Origin of the sequence: Hwangdonia sp. (assembly GCF_048381975.1) — a bacterium.
In the GTDB taxonomy this organism is placed as follows: Bacteria; Bacteroidota; Bacteroidia; order Flavobacteriales; family Flavobacteriaceae; genus Hwangdonia; species Hwangdonia seohaensis.
The window spans coordinates 281663-298623 of record NZ_JBLWYT010000006.1; the positions used below are offsets into that span (position 1 = coordinate 281663).

16 protein-coding genes are annotated in these 16961 nt (G+C 36.7%); 10 read left to right on the forward strand and 6 right to left on the reverse strand.

What is annotated here, in order from left to right:
- Window positions 1–2: 2 nt before the first annotated feature.
- Entirely contained in the window at window positions 3–353 is a 351-nt protein-coding gene (locus tag ACN5J7_RS12610) for a hypothetical protein (RefSeq protein ID WP_418604171.1), read from the reverse strand.
- A 141-nt stretch (window positions 354–494) separates the two neighbouring features.
- Here ACN5J7_RS12610 and ACN5J7_RS12615 point away from each other — a divergent pair, with 141 nt between their 5' ends.
- Entirely contained in the window at window positions 495–1100 is a 606-nt protein-coding gene (locus tag ACN5J7_RS12615) for a pyridoxamine 5'-phosphate oxidase family protein (RefSeq protein ID WP_418604172.1), read from the forward strand.
- On the opposite strand, the gene ACN5J7_RS12620 is transcribed toward ACN5J7_RS12615, so the two are convergent.
- On the reverse strand, window positions 1101–1985 hold the full coding sequence (locus tag ACN5J7_RS12620; protein ID WP_311937985.1) for an AraC family transcriptional regulator: 885 nt from the start codon (window positions 1983–1985) through the stop codon (window positions 1101–1103). It lies immediately after the preceding gene.
- 181 nt (window positions 1986–2166) lie between these two features.
- Between ACN5J7_RS12620 and ACN5J7_RS12625 the strand changes: the two genes are divergently transcribed.
- From ACN5J7_RS12625 to ACN5J7_RS12635, 3 genes are all read left to right on the forward strand, one after another.
- A complete protein-coding gene (locus ACN5J7_RS12625; protein WP_418604173.1) occupies window positions 2167–3915 on the forward strand; it encodes a serine hydrolase in 1749 nt (582 codons plus the stop codon).
- A gap of 195 nt (window positions 3916–4110) precedes the next feature.
- A complete protein-coding gene (locus ACN5J7_RS12630; protein WP_418604174.1) occupies window positions 4111–6321 on the forward strand; it encodes a CRTAC1 family protein in 2211 nt (736 codons plus the stop codon).
- A gap of 177 nt (window positions 6322–6498) precedes the next feature.
- On the forward strand, window positions 6499–7848 hold the full coding sequence (locus ACN5J7_RS12635) for an amidohydrolase family protein (protein ID WP_418604175.1): 1350 nt from the start codon (window positions 6499–6501) through the stop codon (window positions 7846–7848).
- Between the two features lie 122 nt (window positions 7849–7970).
- On the opposite strand, the gene ACN5J7_RS12640 is transcribed toward ACN5J7_RS12635, so the two are convergent.
- Window positions 7971–8546 (reverse strand): GNAT family N-acetyltransferase, encoded by a 576-nt coding sequence (locus ACN5J7_RS12640; protein WP_418604176.1) that lies wholly within the window; start codon window positions 8544–8546, stop codon window positions 7971–7973.
- Window positions 8547–8674: 128 nt separating this feature from the next.
- Window positions 8675–9310, reverse strand: coding sequence for an alpha/beta hydrolase (locus tag ACN5J7_RS12645; protein WP_418604177.1), 636 nt, complete (start codon window positions 9308–9310; stop codon window positions 8675–8677).
- Between the two features lie 51 nt (window positions 9311–9361).
- On the opposite strand from ACN5J7_RS12645, the gene ACN5J7_RS12650 reads away from it, so the two are divergent.
- The 5 genes from ACN5J7_RS12650 (at window position 9362) to ACN5J7_RS12670 (ending at window position 14438) form a co-directional block, all read left to right on the forward strand.
- Window positions 9362–9787, forward strand: coding sequence for a PaaI family thioesterase (locus tag ACN5J7_RS12650; RefSeq protein WP_418604178.1), 426 nt, complete (start codon window positions 9362–9364; stop codon window positions 9785–9787).
- 10 nt (window positions 9788–9797) lie between these two features.
- On the forward strand, window positions 9798–10922 hold the full coding sequence (locus tag ACN5J7_RS12655; protein ID WP_418604179.1) for a chorismate-binding protein: 1125 nt from the start codon (window positions 9798–9800) through the stop codon (window positions 10920–10922).
- Between the two features lie 88 nt (window positions 10923–11010).
- The gene (gene menD, locus ACN5J7_RS12660; RefSeq protein WP_418604180.1) at window positions 11011–12762 is read left to right on the forward strand and encodes a 2-succinyl-5-enolpyruvyl-6-hydroxy-3-cyclohexene-1-carboxylate synthase; all 1752 of its coding nucleotides are present in this window, start codon (window positions 11011–11013) and stop codon (window positions 12760–12762) included.
- Between the two features lie 142 nt (window positions 12763–12904).
- Window positions 12905–13243 carry a DUF2853 family protein gene (locus tag ACN5J7_RS12665; protein WP_418604181.1) on the forward strand — a complete coding sequence of 113 codons (339 nt, stop codon included), beginning with the start codon at window positions 12905–12907 and terminating at the stop codon, window positions 13241–13243.
- A 364-nt stretch (window positions 13244–13607) separates the two neighbouring features.
- The gene (locus ACN5J7_RS12670) at window positions 13608–14438 is read left to right on the forward strand and encodes a S1 RNA-binding domain-containing protein (RefSeq protein WP_418604182.1); all 831 of its coding nucleotides are present in this window, start codon (window positions 13608–13610) and stop codon (window positions 14436–14438) included.
- On the opposite strand, the gene ACN5J7_RS12675 is transcribed toward ACN5J7_RS12670, so the two are convergent.
- Entirely contained in the window at window positions 14430–14858 is a 429-nt protein-coding gene (locus ACN5J7_RS12675) for a hypothetical protein (RefSeq protein WP_418604183.1), read from the reverse strand. The genes ACN5J7_RS12670 and ACN5J7_RS12675 overlap by 9 nt on opposite strands.
- A gap of 424 nt (window positions 14859–15282) precedes the next feature.
- Here ACN5J7_RS12675 and mnmE point away from each other — a divergent pair, with 424 nt between their 5' ends.
- Entirely contained in the window at window positions 15283–16686 is a 1404-nt protein-coding gene (gene mnmE / locus ACN5J7_RS12680; protein WP_418604184.1) for a tRNA uridine-5-carboxymethylaminomethyl(34) synthesis GTPase MnmE, read from the forward strand.
- Window positions 16687–16766: 80 nt separating this feature from the next.
- On the opposite strand, the gene ACN5J7_RS12685 is transcribed toward mnmE, so the two are convergent.
- A partial coding sequence (locus tag ACN5J7_RS12685; protein WP_418604185.1) for a hypothetical protein occupies window positions 16767–16961 on the reverse strand: 195 nt, incomplete at its 5' end.

The window sequence follows — 16961 nt, forward strand, 5'->3', positions numbered from 1 at the left end:
AATTAAAGATATGCCGTTTGGTTTTTCCGCTTTTTGTTTTTACCAACAAAAAGGTTAATGGTAACGCTCGCCGTTAAACCGCCCAATGCGGTGGCACCCCATTCGCCGGTATCAAATCTGTTGTTGTCTTTACTGCTATCGTAAACCTCTTTGGCAAGACCCGCTAGGGTAGCGGCGCCCAAACTGTACCAAAAGGCTTTCTTTTTGTTTTTTGTGGTGGTGTAAACTACGGTATAAGTGGTTGCCGATATTAAAGCACCGGCACCAAAATGTAATTGGTCATCACTGGAAATAGTCTGTGCTTTGCATAATCCCGTAACGGATAATGCCAAAAGAATCATAAAGGGTTTCATATATTTAGTGTTTTGTTACTTTATTATAATTGTAAGTATTATTTACAATAGCATTATTATATATTTGATGAAATACCCGTTTATTTGATTATTGACCATTATTTGAATTAAATTAGCTAATTATTTGAATATGAAAGTTATATGAAAATCACTACCGAAACACAACTCCGTGAGTTATACGGTTACCCCAGCGGAAGAGCAAAAGATAAAGTGTTTTCAACCTTGGATAAGCACGCCATTAGCTTTATAAAAAAATCGCCTTTTGTGGTCTTGTCTTCGTCAAATAAAGATGGCAAACACGACGCATCACCACGAGGTGGATTACCGGGTTTTGTACATGTAAATAGCGATACGGAACTTATCATTCCGGATGCCAAAGGCAATAATAGAATGGACAGCTTATCGAATATTATAGAAACAGGAAAAGTTGGTTTATTGTTTTTAATTCCGGGTGTTGACGAAACCTTGCGCATAAATGGAAACGCCTATTTATCAACTGATACAAACCATATAGATTTATTTGCCTCGGAACAAAACCCTCCCAAAAGCTGTATAATTATTAGCGTTGAAGAAATGTTTTTGCACTGCGCCAAAGCCTTTATGCGCTCCAAGTTATGGGACACATCCACCCAAATTAATCGCGATGCCTTGCCAACTATGGGACAAATGCTTAAAGACCAATTGGGCTCAAAAGAAGCCCCGGAAACCCGCGAAGCTATGGTAAAACGGTATAAAAAGGATTTGTAATTACTTAACAGGAATATAAAACTCCGTTTTTAGTTTCTCTTCCGCCACACGTTCCGGGTTGCTTATATAGCGTTCCCTAACAGGTTCGTCGCGCAGTTCGTAATCGGTGTTCAACAGCCATTCGTTAAAAATATAGTTATAAACCTCGGCAAAATATTTATAAGAACCTTGATATAAAAACACAGCAAATTTGCCGCCCTTTAAAGTTTTTACACCAATTTCTCCAACGGGTTTTGCCGCTTTGTGAATAATCAAACAAGCGTCGTATCTAATTTTATCGTCGTCGGTAACCTTTGGGTCGTCATGCGGTAATCCAATCATCTTAATACCTTTGGTAAATAGTTTTTGTTCCTTTACCTGTCCCCAAAGTTTTTTCCAAGCGCCGGCATAATCTAATGTTTGGTAAGCGCCTTGCATACGATAATACAAGCATTGTTTATCTTCAATATCTTGAATTTTTGGCTTTTTAATGTTTATACTTCGACTTTGCTCAGTACTGGATTTAGCATTCATAATGTTCGTTTTTTTTAAAGTGAATAGTTTGTTTTTCCGATATTCGGTAGGCGATATTCCAAAATGGGATTTAAAGGCTTTTGATAATGATGAGGGCGTTTCAAAACCAACACTGTATGCAATAGTTTCCATACCCGAAGAGGTATACCGAATCATTTTTGCAGCCGTTTCCAATCGCGTTCTGGAAATGTATGCGCCAATGGGTTCGCCCAATAAAGCTCTACTAATACGGTGAAAATGAAATGGCGAAAAACACGAAATTACTGCAAGGGTTTTTACATCAATCTTGCTATCCAAATTATTGTGAATATACTCAACAATAACATTTAGTTTTTCTTCATAAAAGGCTCTGTTTGTTTGTTTCGGTGGCATTGTTTTGTATTAGTTTATTTGATATAACAAATATATTCGCTAATTAATATAAGCACTTTCCCTATCTTGCTGTATTTCACTCTCACATTTAAAATTGTTATTTATTATGTAACTTATAGCATGTTTCAATCGTCATATCACTTAAAATTAATTATTAACCAATCAATCAAAATTTAAACTTATGAAATCATTTTCAAAGCAAATCGTTTTAACATTTTCTATATTTTTATTATATAATACGAATTTTGCTCAAAATAAAGTTGAGCAAATTAACGAGCTAATTAGTGTGTATGCCGAGTACGGTAAATTTAACGGTTCTGTTTTGGTGGCGGACCACGGAAAAGTGATTTACAAAAAAGGCTTTGGTATGGCAAATATGGAATGGGAGATACCAAACCAACCCAATACAAAACATCGTTTGGGGTCGATAACCAAACAGTTTACGGCAATGCTTATTTTGCAGTTGGCCGCCGATGGGACATTGGATTTACAATCACCCATTACAACTTATCTTCCGGATTACCCAAAAGATAAAGGCGACAAAATTACCGCACATCATTTGCTAACGCATACTTCTGGAATACCAAATTACACCGCGTTTCCCAGATTTTTTCAAGACGAAAGCCGCAATCCGTATACACCCGATGAATTTGTTGAAAAATTTGCGGATAAAGATTTAGAATTCACTCCCGGTGACAGGTTTAATTATAGCAATTCAGGCTATTTTCTTTTGGGCGTAATCATTGAAAAATTAACGGGAAAAACATATGAGCAAATGCTAGACAGCCATATTTTTACGCCATTAAACATGCATGATTCAGGTTACGATAATCATGCCGATATTATAAAAAATCGCGCAACAGGCTACGAAAAAAACGGTAACAGCTATATAAATTCAAGATATTTGGATATGTCCATTCCGTATGCCGCAGGGTCTTTGTATTCAACCGTTGAGGATTTGTATCTCTGGGATCAAGCCTTATATACCAACAAATTGTTACCACAAAAATATATGGACATGTATATTAAACCTCAAATTTCAGCTTGGGGAAATAACCATTATGCCTATGGTTGGGGTGTTGGTTATGAAAAAATAGGAAAATCCACCGACAGTATTTACACCATAAGCCATGGTGGTGGCATTAACGGATTTAACACCAATATTTCCCGAGCACTTTCCGATAAATCGTTGGTCGTGCTTTTAAGCAATGCAGGAGGCGCACCACTTAATCAAATGACGCAGGCTATACGGGGTATTATGCATGGTAAAGCGTATAGTTTACCCAAGAAATCGGTGGCCAATGCCTTGCTTGCCGTTATCAACGATAAAGGTATTGACGCAGGAATAACGTACTATAATACGATTAAAGATTCTGAAGATTATGAGTTAATAGAAGGCGAAATGAATGCTATTGGTTACCAACTGATGCAATCTGAAAAGGTTGATGAAGCAGCAAAAGTGTTTAAACTTAATATTGAGGCATTCCCTAAATCGTCGAATGTATATGATAGTTATGCTGAAGCGTTGATGACTTTGGGCAAAAATGATTTGGCTATTGCCAATTACAGAAAGTCTATCGATTTAAACCCGAATAATCAAAATGGTATCGATTTTTTAAAGAAATTGGGCGCCGATGTTTCAGAGTATGAAAAAGAGATTGTCGTGCCAGAAGCTGTTTTAGAAACCTATGTTGGCAAGTTTGAACTGGCACCCAATTTTGTTTTAACCATTAGAAAAGAAGGCAGCCAATTAAAAGCGCAAGCCACAGGGCAACCCGAGTTCGATATTTTCCCTAAAACCCAAAATGTGTTTTATTTAAAAGTGGTGAATGCCCAATTAACGTTTAATAAAAACGATGTAGACGACGTTGTTAGCATCACCCTTTTACAAGGCGGACGCGAAACTACGGGTAAACGCATCGAGGAATAAATCATAAATCATTGGTTTGATATTTAAAAGCACTTTCCAGCATTTGGAGCGTGCTTTTTTGTTTGTAACTGTTGATAACTTCACTTTTGTTTGAGTAAGAAAAGTTTTAATTTTGATTGCAAGTAAATTATTCACACGAATTTATATCCACACTAAAAGGCAAAATATTGGAAACACTAAAAATATAATGATCAGATGAAATGGAATAAAATATTAATAGTGCTACTCTTTTTGTCGGCCTGTAAATCGGATAATAAACCAGCAGATAACCCGAAACCAACAAATGTGGATGCGGAAACTGCATTAATGGCCAACATGCTTAAGGAGTTATACGATACGGGCGATCCAAATGTAAATTATCATTGGAATAAAAAACTGGCTTATTTGTATAAAGACAAAATGGCAAATGGACCACAGAACAAGAAATCGACCAATTGGTTTCGGTATTGCACAGAACTGTTGCGGGCCGGAGAAAATGAACGTTGTATTGAAGAAATTGAATCTTTTATAAAAGAGCGAAATTCTACTGTTGAACAACTCATTAATAGAAGAACACTTCCTATTGTAGAGCTATTGGCACTGGCGTATTTACGAAGCGGAGAGGTTGAGAATTGCAATAAATACCACAACGCGTATTCGTGTATTTTACCTTTAAAGGACGAAGCGTTTCACAGGAATAAAAACGGATCTCAAAAAGCCATTGAAATATACGCCATGATGTATGAAAAATTCCCAAAAGACATGTACAAATGGCTCCTAAATTTGGCACATATGACGCTGGGCGAATACCCCGATAAAACCCCTAAAGACTACTTTATTACATATCCCAATTGGCAAAAAGAAAAAAAGGATTTCCCTGCTTTTAAAGAGGTTGCCATGGGGTTAGGTATTGCCCAAAACGGTTTATCGGGCGGGGTGTGTTTAGATGATTTCAACAACGATGGACTTATTGATATTTTTGCAACGTCGTACGGAATGACAGACCAATGCAAATTGTTTATCAATTCCGGAAAAGGATTTGACGATGCCACGGATAAAGCAGGTTTAACGGGTATTGTTAGCGGACTAAATAGCATTCAAGCGGACTATGATAACGACGGTAATGTAGATATTTTAATTTTAAGAGGCGGTTGGTTAGGCGCAGGTGGCAACCACCCAAATTCACTTCTTAAAAATAATGGCGATGGCACATTTACCGATGTAACAAAATCTGCCGGTTTGCTTTCTCTGCACCCTACGCAAACAGCATCGTGGGCCGATGTAAACAATGATGGTTACCTCGATCTTTTTATAGGAAACGAGTCAAAACCAAACCAGTCCCATCCTTGTGAATTGTACATCAACCAGAAAAACGGCACCTTTTTAGAGCAGGCTTCAAAACACAATTTAGGGGACATAAAGGGCTTTGTAAAAGGGGTGAGTTTTGGTGATATAAATAACGATCAGTGGCCGGATTTGTACGTTTCCATCATGGGAGGCAGAAATTTATTATTCAGAAATGATTCCGGAATTTTTAAAGACATTACAAATACCGCAGGTGTAAAAGACCCCATTTTTAGTTTCCCGTGTTGGATTTGGGATGTGAATAACGATGGGTTCAATGATATTTTTGTAAACAGCTACGATGCAAGAAATCTGCATCAGTTATCAGACGATTTTTCAAAAGAGATTCAAGGCAAGCAAGTTACCTCAGAAAAATCCAGATTGTTCATTAATAATGGTGATGAAACCTTTACTGAAATGAGCAAAGCATACCATGTAAATATTAGCATGTACACCATGGGCTCGAATTTTGGGGATTTGGATAATGATGGTTGGCTGGATTTTTACATCGGCACCGGTGCACCAAATTTTAATTCGGTTATCCCGAACAGAATGTTTAGAAATGTTAACGGCACCCATTTTGAAGAAGTCACGTCGGCAGGACGGTTTGGGCATATTCAAAAAGGACATGGCGTTGGGTTTGCAGATTTTGATAATGACGGCGACCAAGATGTTTACGCCGTATTGGGAGGCGCTTATGAAGGCGATACATACCCAAATGTTTGTTTTGAAAATCCCATATCGATTAATAATTGGATTGTACTCGATTTGGAAGGCGTAAAATCAAACCGCAGTGCCATCGGAACAAAATTAAAGCTCGAACTTGAAAATGACAGAACCGTATTTCACAGCGTAAATACAGGCGGCAGTTTTGGTGGCAACACGTTACAAGCAGAAATAGGATTGGGACGTTCTGAATCCATTAAAACCTTAACAGTGTATTGGTCCAATAGCGAAGCGCAAATATTCGAAAATATTCAAGTGAATAAAAAATATAAAATTATTGAAGGGCAAAACGAAATAGTAGAAAAAACATATACGAAGTTAAATATGCTATTTAATCAGGATGGGCATCATCATTAAATGTTTTGTTTAATAGTAGCTGCTTTTCGGTTTTTTGAGCTTGTTCATAAGTGCTTATAGTTGCGCACAACTACGTATTGATTTTTTGACAAGAAAATTCTAACTTAGCATAGTGATGGGTATAAACTACTTAATAGGTATTTATACCCAAAATCCATTGTCAGTAATTTGAAAGTTATGAAAGCACATTTAATATTAATTTTAATACTTTTATCTGCTTGCTCTTCAAAACAAGAACCAGAATTTGACCTGATAATTTCTAATGTTAGCATTATTGATGGTACAGGTACTGAAATAAAAAGTGGTCAGAATATCTATACTAAAGGAAAATTTATTCATTCAATAAATTCAAATGAAATAATTCAAACAGAAAATATTATTGATGGTTCTGGCAAATATTTAATTCCAGGATTATTTGACTGTCATGCACACACTAGCGATTATGAAAATGATTTTCCAAAATTTATTCACTTCGGAGTAACTTCTATTTTGTGCCCTGGTGGAAGTAAAACCACCAATGAATATTTTGCGAAAATGAGGGTATTAGGTGTGCAAGATTCGGTACCCTCGCCAAGAGTTTTTCATACAAGTCAGCATTTTACAATGGAAGGGCGTCATCCTGTAAAAACATATGCTAACAGTAATTGGATTAACGGAGAGTCTGTTTTTTATTTGAGAGACACTATGCAAATAGAAAAGTTGGTTAAACAAGTTTCTAAATACCCAATTGTGGGCATTAAACTCACAATTGAAGAAGGACCAGCACCACCTTTTGTTGAACGTATTCCTCAAGAGTTTGTGAACAAAGTTTCAAAAGAAGCTAAAAAGAATGGCACTGAAGTTTTTGCTCACGTAAGTGATAATATTGAATTATCTATGGCATTAAAAGCTGATATTAAAAACATACTTCATTATACCGGAATTGATCTTGACTTTGACAGAGATAAAAAAATGATAGATTCTATTTATAAAAACAATATCTCTTGGGTAACCACTATGATGATTGATAAGAGTTTTATTTATGCTTTATATCCGGAATGGATTGAGCAAATTGAAAAAATGAATTTGTACGACTCAAAAGAGGTCAGCATGTTAAAAGATTCAAGTTCCGTTGAACAAGCAAAAGAATATTGTGCACTTTTAGTAAATTACTTCGGTATAAAAGAACCCACTTTTGAGAATATAATCACTCCTTATATTGAAGAGATAAAAGTATTAAATGAAAATGGCGTCAACATGGTTTTGGGAACAGATACTGGTAATACTTTTATATTTCCTGGCTATAGCTTACATGAAGAAATGCAAATGATTGAGTTGGGAGGGATTGAACCATTGCAGATTATTAAAATGGGCACGCATAATGCTGCTAAAATGCTTAAAATTTTAGATACGCATGGAACAATAGAAGCTGGCAAATTTGCTGATTTTATATTATTGGATAAGAATCCTTTGGACTCTATAAAAAACACTTTATCAATAAATACCGTTGTTAAAAACGGAAAAACTCAAAAAAGAATAGTTGAATAAAATAATTGCCAACAAACTATATGAGTTGTTGCTTTCAAGTTGCCTAACAAACTTTAACCCACGCTAGCCGACGCGCTAGCGCTCTTCTCCCAACACGTGCCATCAAAACAAATTAATACGTGTTACAGGTATTCCGCAAAAACAGTATGCTTAATCCCAGCCCATTCATCTTTCAAAATACCATAACAGCAGGTATTGCGTTTAAATCCATCAAGCATTAGGGTGTCTTTTCGTAAAATGCCTTCAAGGGTAGCGCCCAATTTTTCAACCGCTTTTCTAGATTTTATGTTGCGTTCGTCTATTCTAAATTCTACTTTATCAAAATCCATAACTTCAAAGGCGTAGCGTAGCATTAAAAATTTCATGTTAGCGTTAAGTCCGCTGCCTTGAAACTCGCTTCCAATCCACGTCCAACCAATGTGCAATACTTTGTTTTTCCAATTAATCAATCCAAAACGCGTGCTGCCTGCATAGGTATTACTTTGTTTATCGAATATAATAAACGGTATGGTGGTTTTGTGGTCATAGCCATCAACGGCGGTTTGTACGTAGGTTTTTAAATCGTCGGGCGTATCGATTTTACTGGGCGAGAATTGTATTAAATCGGGCTGTTGCGCAATGGGCCATAGGTGTTTGTAATTGCTTAAATCTAATAGCGAAAGTTTAACGCGGTGGTTTTCTAGGGTTGGTGCTTTCATGTGGTTTGCGTCATTGATTTGTCATTCCCGCGAAGGCAGAAATCTTTTTAATTGTAAATGCGTGTTCTATTTAAGGGATTGCCACGTCGTCCAGATAGCTATCGGGACTCCTCGCAATGACGTTTAGTTTAAACCAACCCATTTACAATATCAACATTCACCTCGTGCTTGCCATCAAATAGGATAACATTCAAATGGTCCTTAAATAAAAGCTGTGCTTTTTTGGTTTCGCTTTGTAAGCGTTCATCGGTTAAATATTCATCATCGGTACCACAAATCAAACTTACTTTGGCTGTTAAATAGGCAAAATCTTCAGCTTGTAGTTCTTTGGGAATGCCACCCGAATGCAATACCAGTTGGGCACATGGTAATTGACGTTTTGCCACATAACGCGCCGCAACACTAACCCCTTGCGAATAGCCAAACACTATCAAGTTGAGGTCCACCGGGATGTTTTCAGCTTTAAAAACCGCATCAAAATTACGCATCACGTTTTCGGTTTCCATTTCAGTGCTTTCTTTTGTTAACCAACTGGAACCAACGTGTTTGAATTCGGATTTTAAATAATATTTACTGGCGGCTTGCGGTGCAATAATATAATTTTCATCAGGATTCAATCCTTTAAAATATCTTAAAAAATACCGACTCAAATAGCCCATGCCATGGCAAACAAACCACACGTTTTTGGTCGATTTGGTAAGTTCGTTTAGCGTAGAATACGAGTTGGATATGGTGTATGATATTTCTTTTTCTTGTAATTTCATTTACACTTATGTTTTGTATTTTTGTTTGCGATTTTAAAAATACACTATTCTATGCAATTATCTAAAGAAGTCATATTAGAACGGTTTCAAGCTATGGCTAAAAACACTTTGTTGGAAACCTTAAAAATTGAAATGATTGATTTTGGCGATGACTTTTTGATTTTGAAAATGCCAGTAACCCCTAAAGTACATCAACCCGATGGTGTATTACATGGTGGCGCAACAGCTGCTTTGGCAGAAACCACCGGAAGTTTTGCAGCTGAATTGTTTTTAAATACCAAAGGTTATTTTGTTCGCGGTATTGAGATTAGTGCCAACCATGTAAAAAGTGTACGTGATGGTTTTGTTTATGCCAAAGCCACATTTTTACACAAGGGCAGAACCACGCAATTGTTTGAAATTAGAGTGACCGATGATAACGATAACCTGATTTCGCTGTGCAAATTAACCACCATTTCGCTTCCTAGAACCAAATAACCTCAAGATTTTGGAAGATTTTTTTAACCGTATTGAAACACAATACCGCAACCATTTGCCTTTTGTGGTTTACAGAAAACCCAATGAAGATGCTGTTAAAGCGATGCTTCAACAAACAAGCGATTTGTTTTTTACCCAAGAGTTTACCGAAAAAGGATTTGTGTTTTCACCTTTTGACGATGCTGAAGATTCGGTTTTAATACCTATTGAAAATTCGGAAGTAATTTCTATTTCTCAACAACTTGTCATTCCTGCGGAGGCAGGAATCCACTCAGATAGTAGTTTTGCTCAAACTGAAAATGAATCAAAAAACCGTCACATCAACCTCATAAAAAAAGGCATCAAAGCCATTACCGAAAATGCTTTTGAAAAAGTGGTTTTATCGCGGCAGGAAACGGTTAGCCTTTCGGCGGAAACCAATCCCATTTCCATGTTTAAAAACCTTTTAAAGGTATATAAATCCGCTTTCGTGTATTGCTGGTATCACCCCAAAGTAGGGATGTGGTTGGGCGCCACACCGGAAACCTTAATTAAGATAGAAGGCAAGCAATTGTCTATAATGGCATTGGCTGGAACGCAGGATTTTAAAGGCACCTTGGATGTGGTTTGGAAAGCCAAAGAAAAAGACGAGCAGCACATAGTAACCCAATTTGTAACCGACAGTTTAAAGCCTTGGGTGGAACACCTAAAAATAGCAAAAACCGAAACCGTAAAAGCGGGTAATTTACTGCATTTAAAAACCATGATTTCGGCAAGATTGCAAGCCCATGCAAAATTAAAGGACATTATTTCGGTATTGCACCCAACACCGGCAGTTTGCGGATTTCCGAAACTTGATGCCAAACAATTCATTCTAAAGAACGAAAACTATAACCGCGAATTTTACACGGGTTTTCTGGGAGAATTAAATTTTGATTCCACAAAAGCACCGCGTTCGGGGAAACGCAATATTGAAAACAGGGCTTATGCCATAAACCAAAAAAGCACGCAATTGTACGTTAATTTGCGTTGTATGCAATTAAAAGATAGCAAAGCCCTTATTTACGTTGGTGGCGGTATTACCGAAAGTTCCATTCACGAAAGCGAATGGGACGAAACGGTTTCAAAATCGCAAACCATGAAACGTATTCTTTGAATTTTCTACAAATTCAAAGCTATTTTTTATTAAACATTCGTGTTTTAGTGGCGCAAATTTTCACTTAGGTTTTGTACTTTTGAAAACCATGAAATACCCTAAAATTCCACTAGCGCAAACCGTTATTCAGCTTTGTAAAGCCAAGGGCATAAAGCACATTATTATTTCTCCGGGAAGCCGGAACGCTCCCTTAACCATTGGGTTTACCAACAATCCGTTTTTTACGTGCTACAGCATTGTCGACGAGCGTTGTGCCGCCTTTTTTGCATTGGGCATTGCACAGCAACTGCAAGAACCAACGGCTGTGGTGTGCACATCGGGCAGTGCGTTGTTAAATTATTATCCCGCTGTGGCGGAAGCCTTTTATAGCGATGTGCCTTTGGTGGTGCTATCGGCAGACCGACCCAAACATTTAATTGGCGTTGGCGATGGGCAGACCATAAATCAGAAAAATGTATTTGAAAACCATATTTTATATTCGGCAAATTTGAAGTTGGATTTAAATGAAAAAGACGATGTAGAGGAGGAGTTGCCCATTTTTAAAAATATGGAAAACAAAATTGAAGCTTTATTGGGTTTAAAACAAGGTATTCAAAACTATAATGAAGTTGAAATAAATAAAGCCATTAACACCGCATATTCAAAAAACGGCCCCGTGCATATTAACATTCCGTTTGATGAACCTTTGTACGATATGGTTGATGAACCCGAAGTAACGCCTAAGGTAATTCCCGTTGAAAACAAAACTTTACAAGTTGAAGCTTCGGTTTTAAGGGATTGTATAAATGATTGGAATGCGGCTTCAAAAAAAATGGTTTTGGTTGGCGTTAGTCCACCAAATAATATGGAGCAGCAATGGTTGGATATATTGGCAAAAGACGACAGTGTGATCGTGTTTACCGAAACCACATCGAATTTGCATCACGAGGCGTTTTTTCCGAGTATCGATAAAATTATCGCGCCTTTAAAAGATGACCATTTTAAAAACTTGCAACCCGAAATTCTGTTGACTTTTGGCGGTTTGATTGTATCGAAAAAAATAAAGGCTTTTCTTCGTAAATATAAGCCCAAGCAACATTGGCATATTGATTTGAATAAAGCAAACGATACGTTTTTTAGTTTAAACCAATGGATTAAAACCACACCAAATTTCTTCTTTTCAAAATTTCTGCCGGAAATTGATTTAAAGGAAAGTGATTATAACGGGGTTTGGAAATCGGTAAAAGAAACCCGAAAGTTTAAGCATGCCGATTATCTTAAAAGTATAGATTTTTCCGATTTAAGGGCTTTTGAAATTATTTTAAACAGTATTCCAAACCACACGGTTTTGCAATTGGGTAATAGCTCTACGGTGCGTTACGCACAATTGTTTGATTTGAACAAAACGCTGGAAGTATTTTGCAACCGCGGAACAAGCGGTATTGATGGCAGCACAAGTACAGCTGTGGGTTGCGCGGTGGCCAACCCCAAACAAACCACATTGATTTCGGGCGATTTAAGTTTTATTTACGATAGCAATGCCCTGTGGAACAATTATATACCAAACAATTTTAGAATCATTATTATAAACAACCAAGGTGGCGGTATTTTTAGGATTCTGCCCGGGCATAAAAACACTGAAAATTTCGATACTTATTTTGAAACCAATCATAATTTAACGGCCGAACATTTATGTAATATGTATGGTTTTGAATACGAATCGGTATCCAGAACATCCGATTTAAAAGACCGTTTAAATGCGTTTTATGCAGCAAGCCAACAGCCGAAATTATTGGAAATATTTACGCCTAAACATTTGAATGACGAGGTGTTGCTCCAATATTTTAAGGCTATGGCTTAAATTAAAGTGACTTTCTGAAAATTGCTGTGTCTAAAAAATAGTTATCTTTAAAAACGTATTTATAAACCCAATTGGATTGTTTTGAGTTTTTAGCTTATAGGCAAAAAATCAAATAAAATTCATTAAAAAAACTATTTTAATTATGAGTAAAAGAGACGAGCTTATTGCAAAATATGCTGCAGATTTAAAAGACAAATGTGGTGTTAACCCAAACATGGATTTATTAACCAAAGTAACTATTGGTTGTGGGCCATCAATTTACAATGCAGATTCTGCAACGGTTTCAGGGTCGGACGACACCGAATTGGCCACGGTTAAGAACAATTTTTTAATTAAAAAATTAGGATTAAAAGATAGCGCCGATTTAGATAAAGGCATAAAAGCCGTTATGGACAAATACGGACAATCTAACAGAAATAAATACAGAGCGGTGGTTTACTATTTATTGGTTAAGCACTTTAAAAAAGAATCTGCTTATTAATATTGGCAGTTTTATATATTTTAAAAGCGTTGCAATTGTTGTAGCGCTTTTTTTGTGTTAAAATTTTAGTGTTTTGTTTTTAATTTGATAGTTGTTTGGGCGTTACAAAACTTAACAGGTATAATTACCGACTGCAGACTGATTACTGCCCACAGCGGACTGCTGCGCAAGGGATAGAAGTGGAAAGCCCACAGCGAGTCCCGATTGTTTTCGGGACGAAGCGAGGACTTGTAGCGGATAGCCCGACCTGCCACACTGAGCGCAGTCGAAGGGCAAGGTTGCGCCAAAAAATAAACTATAAATAACCGATTAAGTTGCGCCTTGTAAACTACGACCACGGATTAAAAATTGTTACCTTTGCCGCATGATACATTTAGGACAAATAAATACTTTGGAAATACTGCGCGAAACCGATCATGGCGTGTATTTAATTGATGATGAGGACAACGAGGTTTTGTTGCCCAATAGATATGTTCCGGAGACTTTTAAAATTTGGGACAAAATTGATGTTTTTGTGTATTTGGACAATGAGGAACGACCGGTTGCCTCAACAGATTTTCCTTATATTATGAAAGGCGATTTTGCGTTGTTGCGTTGTAATCAAGTTACAGAATACGGTGCTTTTTTAGATTGGGGCTTGGTTAAGGAATTGTTTTGTCCGTTTAAGGAACAGGCCTTTAAAATGAAACCCGGTGGTTGGTATTTGGTGCATTGTTACTTGGATGAAAAAACCGATAGGCTAGTGGCATCGAGCAAAACAAACCGATTTTTAGACAATAAAGAGCTTACGGTTGCTGAGTTTGATGAAGTGGATTTGATTGTGTCTCATCCATCGGATATTGGGATGAACGTGATTGTAAATAAAACGCATTTGGGCTTGATTTACAAAGATCAGATTTTTAAGGATATTAGTGTTGGCGACAAGCTAAAAGGGATTGTTAAAAAAGTACGCCCCGGCAATAAACTGGATATTGCTTTAGGGCAAATTGGCTATAGAAACATTGAGCCGAATGCAGAACGCATTATGCAGGAACTGCAGGATAATAGCGGGTATTTGAATCTTACGGATAAGTCGAATCCGGAAGCTATAAAAGAGCAGCTTCAAATGAGTAAAAAGAACTTTAAAAAAGCGGTTGGCTCGTTGTATAAACAGAAACTTATTGAGATAAAACCAGACGGTATTTATTTAGTTTAGAGAAAAGCACGTTTTGTTTTTTACTTTTTTATAAACACTATTAATGGCCTCTTTTATGCTGTTGTAACTAATGTTTTCTGAAAGGCAGAAACTGTTTTCAATTTCGGCATTCATTTTGCCTGCAAGATTGTAGCTTACAACTGCATAACTGCATAGGTTTTTAACTTTTTTTCGAAATAAATCGGCATCTATAAGTTTTACAGAATACGAGTTTACTCGGTTTGCAATCACACCAAAAGGTTTTGTGGTGCCAAAGTATGAGTTAATTTCATCGAATATTTCTTTGGAATTGCCAATGTCGACATGCACGCCGTCATTAAATTCAACAACTGCGATATGATTAAAAAAGTAGATATTACCCAAATCTTTTTGAACGGATTTAATAATGTGATTTGAAAATTCAGACTCGATTATTCTCATATAACTGCAAATCTTTTCCTCGTTGCCCTAGGTGGATTAAAATTTATACTGTTTTGGTTTTCTGTTACTTATGACACTTAATTTTTCAAAAAGTCACAATTTCAAAAAAACACACTTGCAAATATACTATGCGCACATAATATATTTGAGGGTGAAATTATTTTTATGAAGAACCTAATGTTTTGATTGATTTAGTGGCAATAATATTGAGGATTTGCGCTTAAGTTGCTTTTAATCAAATGAATACAAGCTTTGGGCATTATTTTTATGCTAAAGAATTTTTATAAATATGATGTATTGTACGAAATGGTTTTCTTGAAAACGTCAGATATCTATTTTTAGTAATTTTAAATAAGGATTTTACTGCTGATTATATTAAACACGCTTTAACAAAATTGGCAAAGCATTTTACTATTTTTGCGTCATGATAAATCAAGATACCATAGTCGCATTGGCAACACCCTCGGGAGCAGGAGCCATTGCCGTTATTCGACTTTCTGGGAGCGATGCCATACGTATTGCGGAGAAACAGTTTAAATCGGTTTCTGGTAAAATATTAAGCAAACAAGCGACGCACACCATACATTTAGGGCATATTATTGATGGCGAAAGAACCATTGATGAAGTGTTATTGTCCATTTTTAAGAACCCAAATTCTTATACGGGTGAAGATGTTATCGAAATTTCGTGTCACGGATCTAATTACATTCAACAAGAAATTATCCAATTGTTTTTGCGAAAGGACTGTAGAATGGCTACCGCGGGCGAGTTTACCCTACGTGCCTTTTTAAACGGGAAGTTGGATTTATCGCAAGCTGAAGCTGTCGCAGATTTAATTTCTAGCGATAACGAAGCGAGTCATCAAATAGCAATGCAGCAAATGCGTGGTGGTTTCTCGTCTGAAATTGCCAAACTCCGCGAAGAGCTTTTAAATTTCGCATCGTTAATAGAATTGGAGCTCGACTTTGCCGAAGAAGATGTCGAGTTTGCCGATCGTACCCAATTTAAAGAATTAGTAGCTCGTATTGGTTTGGTTTTAAAACGTTTGATAGACTCGTTTGCGGTTGGAAACGTGATTAAAAACGGAATTCCCGTTGCTATTGTGGGCGAACCCAATGTGGGGAAATCAACGCTTTTAAATGCGCTTTTAAATGAAGAACGCGCCATAGTTTCGGATATTGCCGGTACGACACGAGATACCATTGAAGATGAAATTTCAATTGGCGGCATTGGGTTTAGATTTATTGATACCGCTGGCATCCGAGAGACTAAAGATGTTGTTGAAAGTATTGGTATAAAAAAGACTTTTGAAAAAATTGAACAGGCTCAGGTTGTTGTCCTGCTGTTGGATGCCAAAGCGTTCAAAACTCAAAGCTCAGTATTCAGGGTTGAGATAGAGAAGATAAAAAATAAATATCCGCAAAAACCATTGCTTGTTATTTTAAATAAAGTTGATGAAATAAGTAAAGACGATAAAGAAATAATTGCGGCTATTTCAAAAGAAATCGAGAAAACCCATGTTTTAAAATTATCGGCTAAAACAGGAGAAGGCGTTGAGACGCTTAAAGAAAAACTACTGGAATTTGTTAATACCGGTGCTTTAAGGAATAGTGACACAATAGTCACAAACACAAGGCATTACGATTCGTTATTGAAAGCTTTAGAAGAAGTTGATAAAGTTAAATTCGGATTAGAAACAGGCTTGTCTGGCGACCTTTTAGCCATCGATATTCGACAAGCTTTATATCACTTTGGGGAAATTACAGGCGAGATTACCAATGATGATTTACTGGGGAATATTTTTGCTAATTTTTGTATCGGGAAGTAATTAAGCTTCTTTTGGTTGGTTTTTGCTTGTTTTTCAACGGTTTACATATTTTTTTTTGTTGCCTAACTGCCCTTTTTTAACTATATTTGTTTCATATATGTTGCCCAACATACGGATTTGTTGCCCAAATCTGTTGGCAAAAATAAAGGCGAAATGATGCACCATATTGCCCCACGTTGCACCATAACGCTACATAAAGCACCATTTATGAGCAGTAATTTATACATCCCGAAAACTTGTAAGCATTGCGGAAATGCTTTTACAGCACGTACAAC

Coding starts and splice junctions, on each gene's coding strand:
- ACN5J7_RS12610 (WP_418604171.1), bottom strand. CDS start 353: ATGAAACCCTTTATGATTCTTTTGGCATTATCCGTTACGGGATTATGC.
- ACN5J7_RS12615 (WP_418604172.1), top strand. CDS start 495: ATGAAAATCACTACCGAAACACAACTCCGTGAGTTATACGGTTACCCC.
- ACN5J7_RS12620 (WP_311937985.1), bottom strand. CDS start 1,985: ATGCCACCGAAACAAACAAACAGAGCCTTTTATGAAGAAAAACTAAAT.
- ACN5J7_RS12625 (WP_418604173.1), top strand. CDS start 2,167: ATGAAATCATTTTCAAAGCAAATCGTTTTAACATTTTCTATATTTTTA.
- ACN5J7_RS12630 (WP_418604174.1), top strand. CDS start 4,111: ATGAAATGGAATAAAATATTAATAGTGCTACTCTTTTTGTCGGCCTGT.
- ACN5J7_RS12635 (WP_418604175.1), top strand. CDS start 6,499: ATGAAAGCACATTTAATATTAATTTTAATACTTTTATCTGCTTGCTCT.
- ACN5J7_RS12640 (WP_418604176.1), bottom strand. CDS start 8,546: ATGAAAGCACCAACCCTAGAAAACCACCGCGTTAAACTTTCGCTATTA.
- ACN5J7_RS12645 (WP_418604177.1), bottom strand. CDS start 9,310: ATGAAATTACAAGAAAAAGAAATATCATACACCATATCCAACTCGTAT.
- ACN5J7_RS12650 (WP_418604178.1), top strand. CDS start 9,362: ATGCAATTATCTAAAGAAGTCATATTAGAACGGTTTCAAGCTATGGCT.
- menD (WP_418604180.1), top strand. CDS start 11,011: ATGAAATACCCTAAAATTCCACTAGCGCAAACCGTTATTCAGCTTTGT.
- ACN5J7_RS12665 (WP_418604181.1), top strand. CDS start 12,905: ATGAGTAAAAGAGACGAGCTTATTGCAAAATATGCTGCAGATTTAAAA.
- ACN5J7_RS12670 (WP_418604182.1), top strand. CDS start 13,608: ATGATACATTTAGGACAAATAAATACTTTGGAAATACTGCGCGAAACC.
- ACN5J7_RS12675 (WP_418604183.1), bottom strand. CDS start 14,858: ATGAGAATAATCGAGTCTGAATTTTCAAATCACATTATTAAATCCGTT.
- mnmE (WP_418604184.1), top strand. CDS start 15,283: ATGATAAATCAAGATACCATAGTCGCATTGGCAACACCCTCGGGAGCA.